Origin of the sequence: Shewanella woodyi ATCC 51908, from assembly GCF_000019525.1 — a bacterium.
GTDB classification, from domain to species: Bacteria; Pseudomonadota; Gammaproteobacteria; order Enterobacterales; family Shewanellaceae; genus Shewanella; species Shewanella woodyi.
The window spans coordinates 5,304,848-5,325,899 of the sequence record NC_010506.1 but is presented as its reverse complement, the minus strand read 5'-3'; the positions used below and the strand labels follow the sequence as shown (position 1 = coordinate 5,325,899).

Genomic DNA, 21,052 nt, shown 5'->3' with positions numbered 1-21,052 from the left:
TACCAATTGCTATGAGCCCTGATATTTTATAAAGAATTAAGTCAAAAGAGAGAATCATTAATGCCATTTTTAACCCAAGTTGAGCAAAGTTTATTGCAAGATGGACAATCACTGAGTGATCTACAGGGCTATCTGAATATTATTCATCAGCATGATGTCGACTTTTCCGATCTTTACTTTCAAGGAAGTCGTCATGAGTCTTGGGTGTTAGAGGATGGAATCGTTAAAGAGGGCAGCTTTCATATTGAACGCGGTGTAGGTGTACGAGCAATCACGGGTGAAAAAACGGGGTTTGCCTATGCCGATGAGATCACGCCATCGGCACTTATCGCTTCAGCGGAAGCGGCTCGTAGTATCGCCTCGGCAGGCGCTAATGGCAGTGTTCAAGCTTGGAAAAGCCAAGAGGTGAAACCACTTTATCAAAGTGCCGATCCTATCGCTGCGATGGAAGAGGTTAAGAAGATCGCCCTACTTAAAGAGGCTGATGCTTATATCCGTAGCCTCGATAGTCGAATTATTCAGGTGGTTGTTAGTCTTTCTGGTGTTCATGAAGAGATATTAGTGGCAGCAAGCGATGGTACCCTAGCAGCCGATATTCGTCCTTTAGTGCGTTTTAACTGTAGCGTTATTCTAGAAGATGAAGGTAAGCGTGAACGAGGTGCTAGCGGTGGCGGCGGACGTCATGGCTATGAAGCATTGATGGAAACCGATGATGCTGGTTTACCTAAATGTTTCTCATCTGCTCGCGAAGCTGTACGACAGGCTCAAGTTAATCTGACAGCTATTGACGCTCCTGCAGGTCAAATGCCAGTGGTACTTGGCGCTGGTTGGCCAGGTGTCTTGCTGCATGAAGCGGTTGGTCATGGATTAGAGGGAGATTTTAATCGTAAGGGCAGCAGCGCCTTTAGCGGTTTAGTGGGTCAACAGGTGGCGTCTAAATTAGTCACAGTGGTTGATGATGGCACGATAGCGAATCGTCGTGGCTCTTTGAGCATTGATGATGAAGGCGTTGTGAGTCAGAAGACCGTGCTTATCCAAGATGGGATTTTAAAGGGCTATATGCAAGATAAACTCAATGCCCGCCTAATGGGTGAGCAGTCAACGGGTAATGGTCGTCGTGAATCCTACGCACACTTACCTATGCCGCGTATGACCAATACCTATATGGAAGCGGGTGAGTCAGATCCAGCAGAGATCATTAAGTCAGTTAAAAATGGTATCTATGCGCCTAACTTCGGTGGAGGGCAGGTTGATATTACCTCTGGTAAGTTTGTTTTCTCAGCTTCAGAGGCTTACCTGATTGAAAATGGTGAAGTGACTCAGGCGATTAAGGGGGCGACTTTAATCGGTAACGGTCCTGAGGCCATGGGAGAGATCTCTATGGTCGGTAATGATCTTGCGCTGGATAATGGCGTGGGTGTTTGCGGTAAAGATGGTCAGAGTGTCCCAGTGGGAGTTGGTCAACCAACGCTGAAATTAGATAGCTTAACGGTTGGCGGTACAGCTTAACCCTTAAGAATAGTAAGGCTATAAAACAGGTAAGTTCAGCCAAAGGTAAGTCTTTAGTAGCTATCTTTGCTGAACTTTTTGTTTAATCATTGAGCTTGAATCTAGGCTAAAAAATAACGCTAATGCAAAGCATTAGGTTGATAACCTGATTGGATGATATCATTGTTTTAAAATTAGAGTCATTACTCTATATTTGATGTTCAGTATTTTGAGGTATAGATGAAACTAACGCGTTTGGCTTGTTTATCTCTGTGCTTGATCTGCGGCACTACTTTGGCTCAGCCAATGACTTTTAACGCGGCATGGCAGCAGCTATTGACCGTTAGCGATAAGCTACAGGCCGAATCTCAAGAGGTCATACGAGCCCAAGCTGAGCAGCAAGCGGGTGAAGATCTTGGCATGCCCTCCCTAGATATCAGCGGTAGCTACACTCACCTTGAAAAACCTATTGAGCTGGATCTTCGCGATTTAAACCCCTTAGCGTCACTCGACCCTAGCAGCTTACCGCCAGCTTTAGGTGGTGCATTGGCCAGCATTCCAAGTTCTCTTTTCGTCACTCCTTTTACTGAACAAGATATCTTTAGAGCGAGTCTGCAAGCGATGTGGCCCATCTATACCGGTGGCAAGATCACCGCTGCTCAAGGGATACACGAAGCGCAGGTTGCAGAGAAAGAGCAGCAGTTGCAGCTGGTTACACGTGATCTTTTTAATCTCTTAGTTGATAGGTATTACGCAGTTTCAGTGACTGAGATGCTAATGCAGACTCAGGGGCAGTTAGTGGCTTCGTTGACTGAGCATGTTGATCACGCGCTTAAGTTAGAGGAGCAAGGACAAATCGCTAAAGTGGAGCGGCTAAATGCTCAAGTGGCGCTTGAAAATGCTCGGGTTAGCGCTGGTAGTGCTAAGCGGCAACATGAGATGGCTGTGATCGCACTGTCACGTATGTTGCACCAGCAGAGTGTGACGACTGCATCAGAGCTGTTTATGTTGTCAAGCCAGCCCTCTTTGCCGCGTTTGAGCCAGCTAACCATGACCCAGCATCCGGCATTAAGATTACTTGAAGCTAAAGAGGAGCAAGCCAGTGGTCTGATTGAGGTTGAAAAAGGTCGCTATAAACCCACCGTTTTCCTCTACGGTAATTACACCTTGTATGAGGACGATAGTCTGTTCTCTAAAGTGGAGCCAGATTGGATGGTCGGGCTTGGGGTTAAAGTGCCTTTGTTGAGCAGAGATGGCCGCAGTGGAAAGGTAGAAGCGGCTAAAAGTGCACTGCTGCAAGCGAGATACACTAAAGCACAAACTCAGCAAGACTTAAGCTTACTACTAGATCAAAGTTACCGTCAGCTTCAGCAGGCACAAGAGGAGGTTGTGGCTCTTAACACCTCCTTGAGTTTGGCCGAAGAGAATTTGCGTCTGCGTGAAATAGCGTTCAATCAAGGTCTCTCTACCTCTATCGACAGAGTGGATGCCGAGTTAAAGCTAAGTGCAGTGAAGACACAGCAACTTGGCGCTAAATACCGTTATGTTCAATCCTATGCGCGGCTGATGGCTATTAGTGGGCAGTTGGATGACTTTATAGGTCGTACTAACGGCTTAAACAATTTTGGAGATAAATAATGCGTGCTAACCGTCTGCTCGCCATCATTGCGCTTATCCTTCTAGTGCTCTTGTTAGGTTATGGCTTAAAGCTAGCTTATAGCCCTAAACCCCAGATTTTGCAGGGGCAGATAGAAGCACGTGAGTATAACGTCTCTTCAAAAGTCCCGGGCCGGGTTGAACAGGTTTTAGTTCGCCGTGGTGATCTTGTCGAGAAAGGCGATCTTCTATTTGCTATTCACAGTCCTGAGTTAGATGCAAAACTGATGCAGGCTGAAGGTGGCCGCGATGCTGCTAAAGCGCTGCAACAGGAAGCGGATAGTGGTGCTCGCAAGCAACAGGTTATGGCATCGAAAGAGCAGTGGTTAAAAGCTAAGGCTGCTGCTACTTTAGGGAAAACAACCTATGAGAGAGTTGAAAACCTGTTTGTTGAAGGGGTTGTGGCTAGGCAGAAACGTGATGAGGCCTTTACTCAGTGGCAGGCTGCTAAATATACAGAGCAAGCAGCACTTGCCATGTACCAGATGGCTGAAGAGGGCGCGCGAGTTGAAACTAAGGCCGCTGCTGCTGGTAATGCCCGTATGGCGGAAGGGGCTGTTAATGAGGTCAGTGCCATTTTAGAAGATAGCCAGATGCGCTCGCCAAAATCTGGTGAGGTAAGTGAAGTTTTACTGCAAGCTGGCGAGCTTGCTCCTAGCGGGTTTCCTGTGGTGAGCTTGATTGATATGAAAGATGCTTGGGCTGTATTTCAGGTGCGGGAGGATCAACTTAAGCAGTTTAGTAAAGGCAGTAAAATGATGCTGACCTTGCCTGCCCTAGATCGCGATGTAGAGTTTACCGTGACTCATGTTAGCGTGATGGGGGAGTTTGCGACTTGGCGCTCAACTGAGAGCGGTCATGACTTTGATATGCGCACCTTCGAGGTTGAACTGCGTACTGATACTGAGATCCCCGACTTACGTGTCGGTATGTCTGTTATCTTTACTCACTAAAGTTTAGGTCTATCATGACTGGTTTAATCGCCTTAATAAAACGTGAACTGCATGCTTTATGGCGTTCACCTTGGCAGCTTGCCCTAGTCAGCTATATCCCTATCTTAAGCATACTTTGCCTCTGGTGGCTCTTTAGTGCTGGCCTACCAAGGCAGCTGCCCGTTGCTATTGTTGATCATGATAATAGCCAGCTAAGTCGTATGTTAGGCCGAAAATTACAAGCTAACCCAGTTATCTCCCCTCAAAGCTTTGTAGACCTGTCCTCTGCCGTGACAGCCATGAAGCAGGCAGAGGTGTATGGGATTATTGTTTTCCCCTATGAGCTTAAACGGGATTTAGTCACAGGCCACAGCCCAACCATAGACATACGTTATAACAGTCAGTTTTTGCTGGTGGGCAAGTTACTATCGAGTCAGATCCAGATGACACTGGGTGCTGGTTTACTGGAGGTCGCTGGTGGGAAACTACTGCTTCAAGGCGTGCCTGAATCTAAAGTCTCCGTCAATTTAAGCCCTGTGAAGAGTCAAACTACGGCTCTGTTTAATCGTAATAATAACTATGTGGGATTTCTTGTTCCTCCCGTACTTGTTGCGTTGTGGCAACTACTGGCGATGTTGATTTTCTCCAATAGTTTAAGCAGAGAATTGACCTGTGAGGGAGGGTTAGTGCCAGGTACTGGAGTGTGGTCTCGAGTTCTTGCCAAAGTGGTTCTATTTACTCCCATTTTGCTGATGCACGGCGGATTTATTTTGGCCTTGTTATATCTTTACTTAGGACTGCCTGCCGCGGGAAGTTTGGCTTTACTCATGTTAGCGCAATTTGTGATGTTATTAGCGGTATGGTTACTGGTCTTACTGGTGTTTTTTATTATGCGTGATAGTGCGCGTATTGTGAGTTTTGGTACAGCCATGTTTGCACCTGCATTTGCGTTTATGGGGATCACTTTTCCTGTTCATGAGATGCCGCTTGTTGCGCAGTGGTGGCGCTTAATTATGCCATCGAGTCATTATGTGGACTCTCATGTCAGCATTATTAGTTATGGTGCGCCTTGGCAGACCATTGCATTGCAACTGACCAGCTATTGGGTTTTTTTATTGATTATTCCTGTACTCGTATTGCTTTCACGACGTCTTGAACGCGCTTCTCCAAGTTGCGAGAACATAGCATGAAACCTGTTCAAACCATGACCTTCTGGCAACTTGTGCTATCTGAGTTAAAAGCGATTGTGTCGGATAAAGCTATCGCAGTGACCCTGTTCGGTGGTGTGCTGTTTTACTCGGTTCTCTATCCTTTGCCTTATCTGCATCAGGTACCGACTGAGCAGCAGTTGGTTGTGGTGGATCTCGACCACTCCTCATTGAGTCGTCGTTTAATTCGTCACGCTGATGCAAGCCCTAAAATAAGTGTAATAGGCCAAGTGGGGAGTATCACTGAAGCGAAAACCTGGATTGAGTCGGGTCGCGCTCATGGGCTTTTAGTTATTCCTGAAGGGTTTAGACGAGATCTACTGTTAGGTAAGGGAGTGACCTTAAGTTATGGCGGCGATGCCAGTTATTTCTTGATCTATTCGGCAGTGGCTGAGGGCTTAGTGACGGCTGGTATGGATGCAGGCAAGCAGGTACAGTTGCTCGGTATGTTAGCCAAAGGTGAGGCTCCAGAGCAGGCGGCTCAGAGTCTTAACTCTGTTAAGGTGAACAGTGTACCCGCATTTAACCCAAGCCTAGGTTATACCCCATATGTCGTCCCTGGACTCTTTTTGTTGATCTTGCATCAAACTTTGCTGATTGGTACGGGAATACTGGGGGCAGGCCAATGGAAAGCGAGAGGATATTGGAGTGAGTTATCTCCTCTGCAGCTTATTTCAGGTCGTATCTCAGCATTTATGCTGATCTATCTATTTTTTAGCAGCTTTTATGTGGGCTTCTGCTTTTATTGGTACCAGGTGAGTATTCAGGCCAGTTTGGGCTTGGTCGCACTATTCCTATTGCCCTTTTTACTGGCGACCAGCGTAGCGGGAATCGCACTCAGTTGCTTATTTGTACGCCGCGATCTGCCAACTCAAGTTTTGTTGTTGGCCTCTATGCCCATTATGTTTGTTTCAGGTTTTGTTTGGCCTCTGGCATTGATCCCTGAACCTTTGATCTGGATATCTCAGGCTATTCCCGCCGTTCCCGCGATTATGGGGATGTTGGAGCTTAATCAGATGGGAGCATCATGGTCGAGTATTATGCCTAAGTGGCTGCAGTTATGGGGCCTGTTCGCAGTGTTCTTTTTACTTGCTCTTTATGGTGTTTCGAGAAGATTGAAAGAGAGTCGATAAGGCTTTAGTTATAAGCTTTAAGCTGTGTGTTGAGATAACAAAAAGCCCATTTAGATCTGTATCTAAATGGGCTTTTTAGCACTTACCTGTATGATAACCTAGGATACTAGAGCAGTTGTACTGGTATTGTTAGTGTTGTTGTTGTCCCAAGTGGTGTTGTTAAGCTTATAGATACTTGACTAAGCGCAGTTTCACCATCATGTGATAAACCAAAACTAGTCTGAGTACCGCCATGAGAATTACCACTTGGTACAGTGTAACCATTAAAGGCTAAGGTACCATTTGTCGCTGAAATTGCTGCATTGCTTCCAGCAGGCATAATTTGATTCGCGTTATCATAAAATCGAACTGTGAAATTAGAGCTACCATTTACAGGTATTGAAGTTACGTTTCCTAGCCCTGTAGCTGTGCTGTATACCTGTACATTATCTTGATACACAGTAAAGTCTGCATCTGAACCAGACATAGTCATTACCAGTGCCTTGCGAATATAAGTACTTACTCCACAGTAATCTCCCTCACATTGAGGACCATTAAATTTACCATTTGGTATCATGTATTCAGGAGTGTTATTTGTATTGAAATATTTTTCACCTAGCTCATAGATACCATTTTCATTATCGTCACGGAATGCATCAGGTAAATCGCTTAAACCTTTAGGAAGATAAGCTTCTATATCCATACCGTTACCTGAACAGGCTTTTGCCATTCCCTGATTATTAAGACAAGCCAAATAAGTTTTGATTGAATCATTTCCCTCGCTATCTTTAACTGTTTCATAATCATTCGTATCAAACACATTATTACCGTTTGTATCGAAGAAAGTCTCATGACCTAGGGCATAGGCAAGTACTGTGATGCGATGATCTGGAACACGTGGGCTAGCCGATGTCCAAGTGACGGAACATGTACCATTTTGTGTCAGACACTTAGGTTCTATCTGACCACCTTCAGTAGTAAAGTTAATGGTAGTGTCATCGGGAGCTGGGTTACCGAAACTATCGGAGGCATATGCGGTAATTAAAGCGGTTTCACCATTAAAGTCTCCAGCTTCAGGGTTAGCTACAGACGTTGATAGGCTAAACCCTAGCTGCTGAGGTAAGCCTGTATTTACCGTAAGCTGCTCTGACTGGCTAGAGACTGATTCATTATTCGCAGTGGCTGTTGCTAATACACGTACAGGCGTAGGGACTGTTCCTGATAGTACGGTTGCGCTGACTAGACCAAAGGAGTTGCTGGTGTTACTTGTGCTATTACCACCATCTGCAAAGCTGATTCCACCAATGGTTGTATCGAGTGTAAAATCAACAGTTTGTTGTGCAATTGCTTGGCCGTTAGCATCAGATACTTTAAATGTGATCAATGAAGATTCACTTGTTCCTGTACCACCTGCGCCCTTAATTCGAATCGATGTTGGCTCAGCAGAAATAAAGCTCATATTAGCTAGAGTTTGTCTGGCGAGGACGAAATCAAGTGTTGCAGAGATAGTTTGATTTCCTGCAACTACTGATGCGATGATCTGGTCATCACGTGAACTATTACCACTACAATTAGTATTTTGGAAAGTAGATCTGGCTATACCTGAAAGCGTAGTGACTGGTGAGTCGATACTTGCACTGTTGCTCAGTATACAACTTGAACTGAAACTGACGCTGGTTGGCGTTTGTAGGCGTGTATAGCTGCCATCGTTATTTTTCGTCGCTAAATCAGCTGTGACACCAAATGTACCACCCGCGCTTACAGTTCGGCTACCAGCTACTAGGGGCAATGTTGTTGCTAATTCATTTTCTGTAAAGGTATTTCCATCTTCTGAGAAATAACCAATGACGATAATACCGTCATCGCTTACAGCATCCTTTGCAAGTACTTCATAGAGGCCTGAGCTTTGGTAAGTTTTACCTTCATCATCCAGAGTTACAGAAAAATTGGCTGCACCGAGCTCACTTTCTGTTGGTGTATAACTGACTTGGGCAATACCATTTTCTTTAGTTAATGCAGAGTTTGGATTTAAATTAGCGTTACCAGCCGTAAAAGTCGCTTTTTTGCCTGCAACTCCTTGGCCCTGCTCATTTAAGAATTGTGCTTGTAGTTGTACTGTTTCGTCAGCTTTAAACTGAGTGACAACAGTCGTCCCATTGATTATTGCGCTATTTAAAGTGAACTTAGGCTCTGAGGGAGCAGCTGTTGACGTGAACTCATAGTTTCGCTCAATGGTGAGAATGTTATTTTCAGCCGCTTTTGTATCGAACTGAGCTGTAACAGTACCTGCACCTTGGGTTCCAGCTTCCGGGGTTAGAATAACTTCAGCTAAGCCACTCGAGTTGGTCAGTTTAGTGGCTGGAGCAAGGGTGCCTAAGCTGGCGCTGAAACTGACTAAACCGCCACTGCTAGCCTTGCCACCTTGAGTTAAGTTGGCAACCACGCAGATACTAGCGTTGCTTGAAAAACTTAAGTCATTAGTTGCTTCAGCACATTGACCATCGACTACAGTTTTATAACTTAGTGATAGCGCATACTCTCCACTGTTTTCTTCACCACCGCCGCCACTACTATCATCGGAGGAGCCATTACAGCCCCCGAGTAGAGCGAGGACGATAAGGGTAATAGGGAGAACAAGAGCGGTTTTTATCAGTCGCATTAGCAACATCCTTGTGACGTAAAGTCATGGAAGGGTTAAAAAGTATAGAACTTATTATAACTACTTCGTGATAAAAACTAAATTATTCAGCGATCTCAGTTCGTAAATATTTTACTAGCTCAACTGCTGATTTGGAGGTTTGCTCAGGCTTTTTCGTCAACTCTTTCTTTGTTTGGCGAATAAGTTGGCGTAACTTCTGTCTTTCAAGTCCAGGGTGTTTCTCAACTAAGGCCTGAACCGCGTCATCACCTTCAGTGATAAGTTGATCTTTTAGTTTCTCAGCGACGTTCTGCTTTGCGCTCTCGTTGCTATTTTGGTTTAGTACGTTTTTAATATCTTGCTGTAGTGCTTCGACATCAACGTTACGCATTAACTTACCTATATACTGCAAATGGCGACGATATGCCTCAGTGTTTACTTTTATCGTCTTAGTTTTCAGCACATTGTCATATATAAGTTCATCAAGTTCTAACTTGCTAAGTTGAGTTTTACTGAGTGCCACTAGCTTCATACCTAGCTCTTGGTAAATCGCTATTTCACGCTTTGCGTCCGCTCTGCTGACATAATCTTCATCATGGTCAAAGGGCTGTTTAAAATGTTCTGAATCACCGACTATATTCATAAAAAAATTCTCTAACAAAAACTAAGGTAATAATAACATTTCAGGAGGGAATCACCTATACCCAAACAACCTCAAGGTGCAGGGTTGAGTATGTCGAGGTAGCTTGGGTATACTTTTCTCTGTGTTACTCATTGTAGGCCTATGTTTTGCTTTCTAATCGATATCCTAGCTTCGCTTTAGCAGTTATTTAATGTGATTGGTGATCGGGTTTGTTATGCTTACTAAATTCCTGATAATAAAAGAGCAGATTTGTGACGACACCTAGCCTTGACCTTGAACTGGATCTATTGAAAGACGCTGTATCTATGGCGTTAGATTATGCAAATAAACTTGGTACAACCGCAGCTGAAGTTGCGATAAGCAAGCAGCAAGGCTTATCCGTTTCTACTCGGCTAAAAGAGGTTGAAACCGTTGAATTTAATAAAGATGGTGCCTTAGGTATTACCCTATTTCGTGATGGCTGCAAGGGCAGTTCATCGACATCAGATCTTAGTCCTGAAGCGATTAAATTGGCTGTCAAAGCAGCTGACGATATTGCAAGGTTTACCTCTAGCGATCCAAATAATGGCTTGGCTGAAGCTGAGCTTATGGCAACTGAGTTTCCCGATCTTGAGCTGTACCATCCTCAAGATATCTCCGCTGAGCAACTCACAGAGCTGGCTGCGCGTTCTGAAGAAGCGGCACTGAATGTGGATAGCCGAATCACTAACTCTGATGGTGCCAGTGCAAATGCACATACAGGTTTAAAGGTTTACGGTAACAGCCACGGCTTTTTGAATGGCTTTTCAAGTTCACGCTATAGCTTAAGTTGCGTTGTCATAGGTGAGAGTAATGGCAATATGCAGCGTGATTATGACTATACCATTTCACGTAATTTCAATGAGCTACTTTCCGCTGAAGAGGTTGGTCAAAAGGCGTCTGAGAAAACACTAGGCCGTTTAGATAGCCGCAAAATTGCGACCACTGAACTTCCTGTTTTATTGGCTCCAGATATCGCAACGGGATTAATGGGTCACTTGGTTAGTGCTATCAGCGGCAGTAGTCTATATCGTAAATCTAGTTTCCTACTCGATTCTATCGACACACAAATATTCCCTGATTGGTTCTCTATTGAGGAGCAGCCACACCTGAAAGGGGCGCTTGCCAGTGCGATATATGACAGTGAAGGGGTAGCGACTCAAGATCGCAGTATTATCAAAGATGGTGTGTTGTCGACTTACCTTTTGACTAGCTATTCGGCACGTAAGTTGGGTCTTAAAAATACCGGGCATGCTGGTGGTATATACAACTGGACTCTCTCCCATACAGGTCAGACATTTGATGAGCTTGTTAAGCAGATGGGAACTGGGGTTATTGTGACTGAGGTGATGGGTCAAGGCGTGAATGCAGTGACTGGAGATTACTCTCGTGGCGCTGCGGGTTTCTATGTTGAAAACGGCGTTATTCTTTATCCGGTTGAGGAGTTCACCATAGCTGGAAATCTTAAAGATATGTTCCAAAATATCGTCGCTGTTAGTAGCGATCGTGATCTGCGCTCATCGATCCGCACTGGTGGTATACTCCTGAGTGATATGAAGATAGCGGGTAATTAAGCTAGGGATTCTAGTTACGAGCTAGGAGTTGCGAGTTAAGCATTGAGGTGTTGTCTCTGCTTTAGCTCGCCACTTTCTACGGACTGCCTTTAGCCCGTGATTAATGCTTTCGAGTTTTGCATCGAGATATATTCAGAGTAATTGAAAGACCTTTTGGGCTTTCTTTGCTTTATCTTTAACTCGCCACTTTCTTAGTCCTATCTTTAGCTTGCCACTCGTAACTTTCCCCGCATAGCCTTTAACTCGATACTCACCGCTCACTCTCATTTCCCTCTAAATTCAAATTTGCATATATGGATAATCATATATATGATTATCCATATATCTGGTTGTTGATATTTTTAATTGAGGTTTACCATGACAGCTCTGGATCTGTTTAAAGCGCTTAGCGATGAAACTCGCTTACGCAGTTTGTTATTGATTAAAGCGGAGCAGGAGCTCTGTGTGTGTGAATTGATGCAGGCATTGGAGGAGAGTCAACCAAAGGTTTCTAGGCATTTAGCTCAGCTTCGCAAGGCTGGGTTACTGCTAGATAAACGTCAGGGGCAGTGGGTGTTTTATCGAATTAATCCGAGCCTACCTATTTGGGCGCTGAAGGTGGTTGAGGAAACCTTTTTAGCCAACGGTGAGCTGATAGAGTCGAATTTGACTCGTTTGAAACAGATGGGTGATAGACCCGATCGCGTAAAAAGCTGCTGCGACTAGCTTCAGTATCGTTTTTTCATTTGCGATGAATATTTAGCAGTATTTTCAAGTAATAGCTTTAAGTAGTAAGGGTTAAGTGATGGGACTTTTTGAACGTTATCTCAGTATTTGGGTGGGATTATCTATTGTAGCTGGCGTGCTCTTAGGTAACCTTTTTCCAACTATATTCGTCACGGTGGCGTCGCTGGAATATGCCCATGTGAACTTGGTGATAGCCCTGCTTATCTGGATCATGATCTACCCCATGATGGTACAGATAGATTTTGCTGCTGTTAAAGATGTTAGAAAGAGCCCTAAGGGATTGTGGCTAACATTAGTGATTAACTGGTTGGTGAAGCCATTTACCATGGCCTTTTTAGGTTGGTTGTTTTTCAATGTGCTCTTTATTGATTGGGTTGACCCACAGACGGCAACTGAATATATCGCTGGCATGATCTTACTGGGGGTTGCTCCATGTACGGCCATGGTGTTTGTCTGGAGTCAACTAACCAAGGGCGACCCTAATTACACCTTAGTGCAAGTGTCAGTTAACGATCTCATCATGGTGGTCGCCTTCGCACCTATCTGTGCATTCCTGCTGGGTGTGAGTGATATCGAGGTGCCGTGGGAAACCTTACTCTCCTCTGTTTTCCTCTATGTAGTGTTGCCATTAGTGGCGGGAGTGCTTACTCGTAGACGTTTAGAGAAAAAGGGGGAGCTTGATTCACTGACCCAGCTTATCGCTAAGCTGAAACCTTGGTCTATGGTTGGCTTGTTGATGACAGTCGTTCTGCTATTCGGCTTTCAAGCGCAAACAATCCTTAATGAACCGCAAAATATACTGCTCATTGCTATCCCGCTACTCATCCAGACCTATGGCATCTTTTTTATCGCCTATTACGCCGCGAAGAGGCTAAAGCTGAGTCATAAGATCGCCGCGCCTGCGTGCATGATCGCTACCTCAAACTTCTTTGAGCTTGCTGTTGCTGTGGCCATCTCACTGTTTGGCCTGCACTCCGGTGCTGCGTTGGCGACGGTTGTGGGTGTGTTAGTCGAGGTGCCTGTGATGTTATCGCTTGTGGCCTTTGTGAATCGTAATCGAGCAAAGTTTGAAAGTGATATTAGCAGTGATGAGCAGTCTACACCGCTTAGCTCTACTGAGTAGTGTTTAGTTATATAAGCTTCTAGAAATAGTATTTAAAAGAGTACTTTAAAAAGAGTTTAGAAATAGTATTTAAAGATAACAATCAAAGGGTTTGATATGAGTATCAAGATAGGAATAAACGGCTTTGGCCGCATGGGACGTTTGGCACTGAGAGCAGCATGGGATTGGGATGATGTTGAATTTGTACAGATTAATGATCCCGCTGGTGATGCAAAAACGTTAGCGCACCTACTGACATTCGACTCGGTCCATGGTCGCTGGCAGCATGAAGCGGTTAACGATGGCAGTGATATTGTTATCGGTGACAAGCGCATTGCCACCACAGCCAATAAGGCGATTGCAGATACTGATTGGTCTGGCTGCGATCTGGTTATCGAAGCCTCTGGTGTGATGAAAACCAAAGCGTTATTGCAAGCCTATCTTGAACAAGGAGTTAAGCGTGTTGTAGTAACTGCTCCTGTTAAGGAGAAGGGGGTATTGAATATTGTGATGGGGGTGAATCATCAATATTACGATAAGGCGCTACATCCAATTGTTACAGCAGCTTCCTGCACCACTAACTGTTTGGCGCCAGTTGTGAAAGTGCTGCATGAAAAGATCGGTATTAAGCATGGCTCAATGACCACAATTCATGACATCACGAATACGCAAACCATATTGGATGCTCCCCATAAAGATCTGCGTCGTGCCCGTGCGTGCGGACTTAGCCTTATTCCGACAACGACTGGTTCGGCAACCGCGATCACCCATATCTTCCCTGAACTTAAGGGAAAGCTCAATGGCCACGCTGTGCGCATCCCTTTGGCTAATGCCTCTATTACAGATTGTGTGTTTGAACTTGAAAAAGTGACCACAGAAGCTGAGGTGAATGCTTTACTGAAAGAGGCGGCAGAAGGCGAGCTAAAAGATATCTTAGGCTATGAAGAGCGCCCTCTAGTATCGGTGGATTATAAGACAGATCCACGCTCAAGTATTATCGACGCTCCATCGACCATGGTGGTAAACGGCACACAGGTTAAGCTCTATGTCTGGTATGACAACGAGTGGGGGTACGCAAACCGAACAGCCGAGTTGGCCAGAATGGTGGGGCGTTTAGACAAGGCTTAACAGCAATGTCTGGTATGACAACGAGTGTGCCGATATAAGTCAACCGAACAGCCGAGCTTGCTAGAATGGTTGGGCGTTTAGACAAGGCTTCGAGTTAAAGACAAAGTTAAGAAAGTGGCGAGTTACGAGTTAAAGCAAAAATAGCTTTGTTTTGTTATCGTGTGTGGGTCACTTTCTACTCGAAACTCGAAACTCGAAACTCGAAACTCGAAACTCGAAACTCGAAACTCGAAACTAGGGAATGAAATGTTAACTAAGCTCAAAGCCTTGCCGGAGCAGGTGAAGCAGTACCTGATTGTGACGGGAAACTATTGGGGATTTACCCTGACAGATGGTGCCTTGCGCATGTTGGTGGTGCTTCATTTTCACCAGCTAGGCTATACACCGCTGGCTATCGCCATGCTGTTTCTCTTCTATGAGATCTTCGGTGTGGTGACAAACTTAGTGGGTGGTTACCTTGGGGCTCGACTTGGTTTAAATCGCACTATGAACATAGGGCTAGGCTTGCAGGTTGTAGCCCTCTGCATGTTACTGGTACCCAATAGCATGTTAACGCTTGTTTGGGTTATGGCTGCTCAAGGTCTGTCGGGGATAGCTAAAGATCTTAATAAGATGAGTGCTAAAAGCTCGATTAAGATGTTGGTCAACAGTGACTCTGCGCAGGAAAGTTCACAGAAACTCTATGGCTGGATAGCCAAATTAACAGGTTCTAAAAATGCACTTAAAGGAGCGGGTTTTTTCCTAGGTGGTGCTCTGTTGAGCTTGTTTGGTTTTAAGTCTGCGATCGCCATTATGGCTGCTGGGTTAGCTATCATCTGGATAATGAGTATTGTTAGCCTTAAAAAAGATTTAGGTAAAGCCAAGAGTAAACCTAAGTTCAGTGAGATCTTTTCTAAGAGTCGTAGTATCAATATCTTATCTGCAGCGAGATTGTTCCTATTTGCGGCTCGTGATGTCTGGTTTGTTGTTGCTCTTCCGCTCTACCTTGGTAGTCAATTTGGCTGGGATCACTATTACGTCGGTGGTTTTCTAGCTCTGTGGGTTATCGCCTACGGTTTTGTACAGACTCAAGCACCTAAGTTAACCTCAAGAGCTGATGGTCATCCCCCTGGTGGCAAAGAGGCGCTGTTTTGGGTGTGTGCACTCGCAGCCATCCCTGGATTGATTGCCCTTGCTTTGATGTTTAATGTCAGCCCTGAACTGAGCTTACTTATAGGCTTGATGATTTTCGGCGCTGTATTTGCGCTTAACTCTTCACTACATAGTTTCTTGATTGTTCACTACGCCAGTGATGACGGTGTTTCTCTCGATGTCGGTTTCTACTACATGGCTAATGCCATGGGAAGATTACTCGGCACAGTATTATCAGGCTATGTGTATCAAGTAGCAGGACTCGAAGCTTGTTTATGGATCTCCTCAGGGATGCTAGCCATAACGGCCTTGATTAGTCTTTATTTGCCCAAAAATCAGTCGCCTTTGAATGAAGGTGATTTACATTTTTGATTTAGCTTTTGTTTGAGTTAGAACTTTCTACCCTATAGCTACTTGTTACCCCTGCAGTTAAAAAACATGCTTGTTGCAAAAATGTTGAAGTTATCTGCTAGTAATGAGATGTTGAGTGAATAAAAGTTTTTTAGGGGAAAGTAATGAGAGCGCTATTTTTATTTGTTTTATTTAATTTTCTGACTGCCTGTGTGAGCTATGAATCATCAATACCTAAAGGCTATACAGGTGAAGCGGTTACTATATCTGACACATACTCTAATAAGACACTTTCATCCGCGCACTTTTTTTATGTAAAAGAGATGAATGGTAAGCCAATGTATAATGCCGTACGGAGTACAAATGGAGCCTCATCTGGGCAAGGAGCGAAACTTGTTGCTGTTGGTTATAGTCGTAAAGTGCCCAAGGCCAAATTAACATTAAAAGTCGCAGGTGAAGTTTTTCGTGCTGCACCTATCTTGTATATGTTTAACGCAGATGAAAACTACGCGATTGAAGGGGAGATAGAGTTTACCCCAAATAAAGATGAGTTTTATTTTGTCAAAGGCGAGTTGAGTGAAACATACTCGGCAGTCTGGATTGAAGATATTCATGGAAAAGTCATCTCTAAGCTTGAAGAGGGAGAAAAGAGTGATAAAGCTCCTGAATTGGTAGTGAAAAGTAAGGTGTATGACCCTGTATTTACTGAGAGTGTCAACGTAGATGAACTTTCAAATATCAATTTAGGTGAATCTTCGGAACTAGTAAAAGTGAGGTTAGGAGAGCCTACTAAGGTTTCTGTTATTGAAGGTAATTTCTTCAAAAGGACTCGAGATAAGACTGTTTTCTTCTATGAAGATATAGCTCAGTTTGTTTTTAATGGAGGGCCTGATTTTATTAAAATTGCTACAGTTATTGAGATCATTCCTGTTGTTGGCGGAGGTGAAAGTAATCTTCAGCGGTTAAAGAAAGAGATGAGTTCTACAGATCCAAAAGAGTTAAGGGAATATGCAAAGAAATACTATAAGAGTGACTATATATACCCTAATGCTTTGGACGTTATTAGCCAAAAAATTGAAGAAGAGTTGAAGCGCCTAAGTGATCAGAATACCGATGCTGTAGCTTGGTTAATAAGGGTTATAGGTAGAAGTAAGAATTCAGACTACATAGGTTTTCTTAATGATATTTCCGCACAGACTTCATCAACTAAAATTAAGCGTTACGCTAATAAAATGATTGAAGAGTTGGAAAAATAAAAAGAGATATAATGCTGATTTTATTATTCTATTTTTTAAGAGAAAAGTTGTGATTAATTGGCCATAACTTATGGAATCATTAAGCAAGAGCTTAATACCAAACTATATGTTTAGCTTTCCGATAGGAAAGATTTAATCACATCTCGATAATTTCGGCTCACTTTGACTTGATCATACTCTCCGAGCTTTAGGAAAAACTCGCCCTTGGTATGGGGGATCACTTTCTGGATATAGTTCAGGTTTACTATGGTCGACCTGTGTACTCGTTTAAAAATCGAGGGGTCTAAATCTTGAAGTAGATTCTTCAATGTACTGCGTTTGATATGGGTTTCAGCATCTGTGTGTATGCACACATAGTCACCAGCAGCATCTATCCATTCAATCTCAGATTGTTTGAGAATGGTGATGTTATCTCTGTCCTTTATGACAATTTTACGCTCAATATTATCTAAGCTAGTAGGTTTATCTGTTTGGTTATTTTCATGAGCGTCAGCACGTCTTTCCCTTAAATTAATCTCATTAATTGCCCCGATTATCTTAGGCTTATTTTCGCGTGTTTCACCGGTTTCAAATCGCTGTATTGCACGGGAGACGGCTCTTTGGATATGCTCATCATCAATCGGTTTCAAAATATAATCGACAGCATGCACATCAAAGGCATCTAACGCATACTGTTCAAATGCAGTGGTGAAGATGACTAAGGGTAAGATCTCTGTTTGCAGCTTTTTTATCACACCAAACCCATCAATTCCGGGCATCTGAATATCGAGAAAGATAAGATCGGGTTCAAACTCTATGGTCGCCGCAATCGCTTCTCTGCCATTATTGCACTGGGCAACAATCTCAATTTCAGGAATATTTTTTAATTTTGAACCTAATAATTTTAGGGCTAATGGTTCATCATCAATTATCAATGTTCTTAGCTTGATCATATTCTTAACTCATTTTGACTGACAGTTTTAAGATGAATTATTGAGAGGCTCATAGGGGATTTTAATCGTTGTTTTAAGTGCACCTGAAGCCATAATATTCAGTTCAAAAAGAAAATCATTTCCATAGAGGATCTTAAGTCGTTCATCTATGTTGCGCAAACCAATTCCTCGTCCTTTGGAGCTTTTTAGCATCTTACTGTCTATATTTGTTGAGCCTGTATCGCTTAACACCAGTACCAATTGATGATCAGTGATGTTGGCAGATAAACGAATTGTGCCGCCGTTTTCATTTTTGGCGATAACATGTTTCATCGAGTTTTCGATAATGGGTTGCAGTAATAAGCTTGGAATACTTGCCTGTAAAGCTTGTTTATCGATATTAAAATCGAGTTTGAGACGTTCAGAAAATCGTGTTTTTTCTATCTCTAAATAGAGGTTAAGAGCATTTAACTCATTCTCTAACGTGATCTTAGTGTTGGGATTATTATCTAAGGAGTAACGTAGAAATTTACTCAGCTGAATGGCCATTCTCTGTGCTTTTTTAGGTTCTTCAATCTCGATTAGCGAGTTAATTGCATTTAAGGTGTTACATAAGAAGTGTGGGTTGAGTTGGTAACGCAGCATCTTGATCTGTGCATCTCTTGCCACAGTTTGTGCCCGCATGGTTTTAATCTGTTCCTCTTTGATTTCAGCTTCTGTTTTGAGCATGACATCATGTTTATTCTGAAGTAATTGGAAGTATTTCATGCCGTGAAAGAAGCCGACTAAACCTAAGTAGATAAAGATACTGCCGAAAAGCCAACCACCAAAATCATTCCATTGATCATCAAAAGTGGTCATATGAATAAAAATAGCAAGTCTGGCGACTGTCCATATTAAGGCAACGAATATGGTGAGTAAGATGCTCTTCAATACCCTCATAAACAGGGATTGTTCCCAAATAGCCATCACTGCAAAATAGAGGGGGAAGGAGAGTATAAAGCCCAGTGCAGATTGAATAATGGTATGACCAATATGAAGCCAACTTATTGCGCCATACCATAATGTTAATGTAAACAGGCTTATAACACTGACAAAGCACCAGTATCCAAGTACTAACAACCAAAGTTGAGCATTCTTATTACTCATTAAAGATGATGTGTTGAGTTTGCCTATCATCATTGTTTTCACTTATTGGGTAAGTGGCACTGAATAGTGCAGTTAATATCTCTATTAATTACCTTACATCAAATTTAACTAACATTCTGAATAATAACAGATCCATCTTGCTGCGAAGCTTGATTAAGCTGTTGATATAGAGATTTCATGACCAGTTTTGGTGTTCGGTCTAAGTTAAACAGTCCCCAATGCTTTTCCGGTTCAAGAGGGTGCGAAGAACCTTTCCATTGCTCATCAAATGCTTCAAAAACAAAGGTTAAGATTTGAGCTTGAGTTGTCCATTCCATCAACTGTTCATAATAGATGGCTTGAAGTTCTTGTGAGGCATTCCAAGGTTCGATTCCTCTACCGTTAGAAGCACAAGCCCAGCCAGCTTCAGTGATGCACACAGGAGTGTCTGGATACATGTTTGCTACTGAATAGTAGTTCTGTTTGGTGTATTCGAGGGCTGTTTCTATGGTTTGATACTCCCAAACTGGGTAGGTGTGAATCGACAAAAAATCGAGTTCAGCAACCAGTGGGGCGAGTTTATTGGTCCAAGGGACGTAGTTTTCGCAAAAAGTGACAGGCTGTGATATCTCCTTTTTGATCATACGCACATAACCGATAAGGCTCTCTACTGAAACTAGGTGATCAGTCCACTCAACGCTTGCTTCATTACCTATCGATACTGAGAAGATGGTGTCGGAATATTGTTTTGATAAGGCAATTAGCTTGTTTATTTGAGCTAAATTATTAGCTTGGTTTTTTTGTAGAGTTTCTGCATCAAAATTGGCATCCCAAGGGCAGTTAGGGTTGCTCATCTCTGCACCTAGATCTGCGCCAAGCATCACCTTGAAGGCGAAGCCCTCTTTTTGGATTACATCTAACACAATTTCAGCATGGGGGCCGCAATCGTAAAGGCGAAGATAGGTCCAATTTTGTGAGAGGATGGTGAGATCTTCTTTCACCTCATCAAAGCTTGGGTAGTGGCCTGTCCCTGGATTTTGTCCTTCGCGGTAACCTGAGTAACATATGGCATTGCCTGGGGTTAAATTCATTTTTAAACTACCTGCTGCTTGATTATCAGTGTTAAACATATTTCAGTTTTCCATCCTTATTCCAAAGTCCCCAATACGCGCCAACATCACCCTCATCCTCTATCTTCCAAGTTTCATCGAAAGAGGAGAAATAGAACACCTCAATAGACTCCTCCTCAGCCCAGAGGTAGGTATTTATGAAGTACTTTAAAGCATTATCAAATGACGGTATGGCCCCTCTCTCAGCTGTTCCCTGATTAGGCCAGCCTGTTTCGGTGATGATAACTCGCTTTCCTCTACCGGCTTTTACAGCGCGGCGATACATATCTTTCATGTAAAGAAGTGAATAATCTGCGGGGCAGCCTTCCCAAAAAGGGTAGCAGTTGGCCAAAATCACATCGCAAGCTTCAGTTATTTTGGGGTAGTCTTCAAACTTGAAGTAGGCATCAACATAGCCAACTTCAATATCGGGTAATGCTTGTTTCGCCCGTTTGATATAGGCGATTAACGCATCTTCAGACAGCTCACCTCGGAGCAGGACCTCGTTGCCAACTGCGAGAATATCGACGTGGCCAGCACGAGCAACTTCAATGGCATTGGCGAGCTCTTTCTCGTTGTTTTCTAAATCGCCATCAAGCCAGACTCCTACTAAGGTATTCAGGCCATTTTCTTTAGCCACTTTCGGGGTATGTTGATTACCTTCTGTACTGGAGAAAGAGCGAACCCAGTTAACATTTGGCTTGATAATATCCAATCTATCTTTAATCTGCGCCTCGGTAATATCATTCCCTGGTTTTTGTCCCTCTGTATAGGGACTAAAGGAGATACCATGTATCTTCTCTGAAAGGATATCGACCGCCAGAGTGCGTAGTGCATCTGTGGTTAAGTTGGCAAAATTAACGCCAGCTAACGACATATATTTGTTGTAGTTCTTGGACACATTTAACTCCACTTCAGGTTAATGCTTTAAAAGTAATGCT

General features: G+C 43.4%; 17 protein-coding genes. 11 read left to right on the top strand and 6 right to left on the bottom strand.

Translation table 11 applies throughout. The annotated features are described in order from the left end of the window. Positions 1–60 precede the first annotated feature (60 nt). The 5 genes from tldD (at position 61) to SWOO_RS22495 (ending at position 6,417) form a co-directional block, all read left to right on the top strand. On the top strand, positions 61–1,509 hold the full coding sequence (gene tldD / locus SWOO_RS22515; protein ID WP_012326973.1) for a metalloprotease TldD: 1,449 nt from the start codon (positions 61–63) through the stop codon (positions 1,507–1,509). A 219-nt stretch (positions 1,510–1,728) separates the two neighbouring features. Further along, a complete protein-coding gene (locus SWOO_RS22510; RefSeq protein ID WP_012326972.1) occupies positions 1,729–3,126 on the top strand; it encodes a TolC family protein in 1,398 nt (465 codons plus the stop codon). Beyond that, a complete protein-coding gene (locus SWOO_RS22505) occupies positions 3,126–4,097 on the top strand; it encodes an HlyD family secretion protein (RefSeq protein WP_012326971.1) in 972 nt (323 codons plus the stop codon). The genes SWOO_RS22510 and SWOO_RS22505 overlap by 1 nt, the downstream gene beginning before the upstream one ends. Positions 4,098–4,111: 14 nt before the next feature. Beyond that, positions 4,112–5,266 (top strand): ABC transporter permease, encoded by a 1,155-nt coding sequence (locus tag SWOO_RS22500; RefSeq protein WP_012326970.1) that lies wholly within the window; start codon positions 4,112–4,114, stop codon positions 5,264–5,266. A 14-nt stretch (positions 5,267–5,280) separates the two neighbouring features. Next, a complete protein-coding gene (locus SWOO_RS22495; protein WP_041418367.1) occupies positions 5,281–6,417 on the top strand; it encodes an ABC transporter permease in 1,137 nt (378 codons plus the stop codon). A 106-nt stretch (positions 6,418–6,523) separates the two neighbouring features. Here SWOO_RS22495 and SWOO_RS22490 read toward each other — a convergent pair whose 3' ends face one another. Together SWOO_RS22490 and yjgA are read right to left on the bottom strand one after the other, a co-directional pair. Then, complete coding sequence (locus SWOO_RS22490) at positions 6,524–9,055, bottom strand: autotransporter outer membrane beta-barrel domain-containing protein (protein ID WP_012326968.1); 2,532 nt, start codon at positions 9,053–9,055, stop codon at positions 6,524–6,526. 82 nt (positions 9,056–9,137) lie between these two features. Beyond that, entirely contained in the window at positions 9,138–9,677 is a 540-nt protein-coding gene (gene yjgA / locus SWOO_RS22485) for a ribosome biogenesis factor YjgA (protein ID WP_012326967.1), read from the bottom strand. Between the two features lie 251 nt (positions 9,678–9,928). On the opposite strand from yjgA, the gene pmbA reads away from it, so the two are divergent. From pmbA to SWOO_RS22455, 6 genes are all read left to right on the top strand, one after another. Further along, positions 9,929–11,269: a metalloprotease PmbA gene (gene pmbA, locus SWOO_RS22480; RefSeq protein WP_012326966.1), complete on the top strand. Its 1,341-nt coding sequence runs from the start codon at positions 9,929–9,931 to the stop codon at positions 11,267–11,269. A 357-nt stretch (positions 11,270–11,626) separates the two neighbouring features. Next, on the top strand, positions 11,627–11,974 hold the full coding sequence (locus SWOO_RS22475; protein ID WP_012326965.1) for a metalloregulator ArsR/SmtB family transcription factor: 348 nt from the start codon (positions 11,627–11,629) through the stop codon (positions 11,972–11,974). Between the two features lie 79 nt (positions 11,975–12,053). Then, complete coding sequence (arsB, locus tag SWOO_RS22470) at positions 12,054–13,118, top strand: ACR3 family arsenite efflux transporter (protein ID WP_012326964.1); 1,065 nt, start codon at positions 12,054–12,056, stop codon at positions 13,116–13,118. Between the two features lie 96 nt (positions 13,119–13,214). Then, positions 13,215–14,225, top strand: coding sequence for an ArsJ-associated glyceraldehyde-3-phosphate dehydrogenase (locus SWOO_RS22465; protein ID WP_012326963.1), 1,011 nt, complete (start codon positions 13,215–13,217; stop codon positions 14,223–14,225). 246 nt (positions 14,226–14,471) lie between these two features. Continuing rightward, positions 14,472–15,728: an organoarsenical effux MFS transporter ArsJ gene (gene arsJ / locus SWOO_RS22460; RefSeq protein ID WP_012326962.1), complete on the top strand. Its 1,257-nt coding sequence runs from the start codon at positions 14,472–14,474 to the stop codon at positions 15,726–15,728. Positions 15,729–15,871: 143 nt separating this feature from the next. Beyond that, the gene (locus SWOO_RS22455; RefSeq protein WP_012326961.1) at positions 15,872–16,963 is read left to right on the top strand and encodes a hypothetical protein; all 1,092 of its coding nucleotides are present in this window, start codon (positions 15,872–15,874) and stop codon (positions 16,961–16,963) included. 110 nt (positions 16,964–17,073) lie between these two features. On the opposite strand, the gene SWOO_RS22450 is transcribed toward SWOO_RS22455, so the two are convergent. The 4 genes from SWOO_RS22450 to SWOO_RS22435 all read right to left on the bottom strand — a co-directional run bounded on the left by SWOO_RS22450 (position 17,074) and on the right by SWOO_RS22435 (position 21,012). Continuing rightward, on the bottom strand, positions 17,074–17,895 hold the full coding sequence (locus tag SWOO_RS22450; RefSeq protein ID WP_012326960.1) for a LytR/AlgR family response regulator transcription factor: 822 nt from the start codon (positions 17,893–17,895) through the stop codon (positions 17,074–17,076). Between the two features lie 27 nt (positions 17,896–17,922). Then, positions 17,923–19,056: a sensor histidine kinase gene (locus tag SWOO_RS22445; RefSeq protein ID WP_012326959.1), complete on the bottom strand. Its 1,134-nt coding sequence runs from the start codon at positions 19,054–19,056 to the stop codon at positions 17,923–17,925. Positions 19,057–19,127: 71 nt separating this feature from the next. After that, positions 19,128–20,132: a glycoside hydrolase family 17 protein gene (locus tag SWOO_RS22440; RefSeq protein ID WP_229377263.1), complete on the bottom strand. Its 1,005-nt coding sequence runs from the start codon at positions 20,130–20,132 to the stop codon at positions 19,128–19,130. Further along, positions 20,125–21,012: a glycoside hydrolase family 17 protein gene (locus tag SWOO_RS22435; protein WP_012326957.1), complete on the bottom strand. Its 888-nt coding sequence runs from the start codon at positions 21,010–21,012 to the stop codon at positions 20,125–20,127. Before SWOO_RS22435 ends, SWOO_RS22440 begins: the two co-directional genes overlap by 8 nt. Positions 21,013–21,052 lie beyond the last annotated feature (40 nt).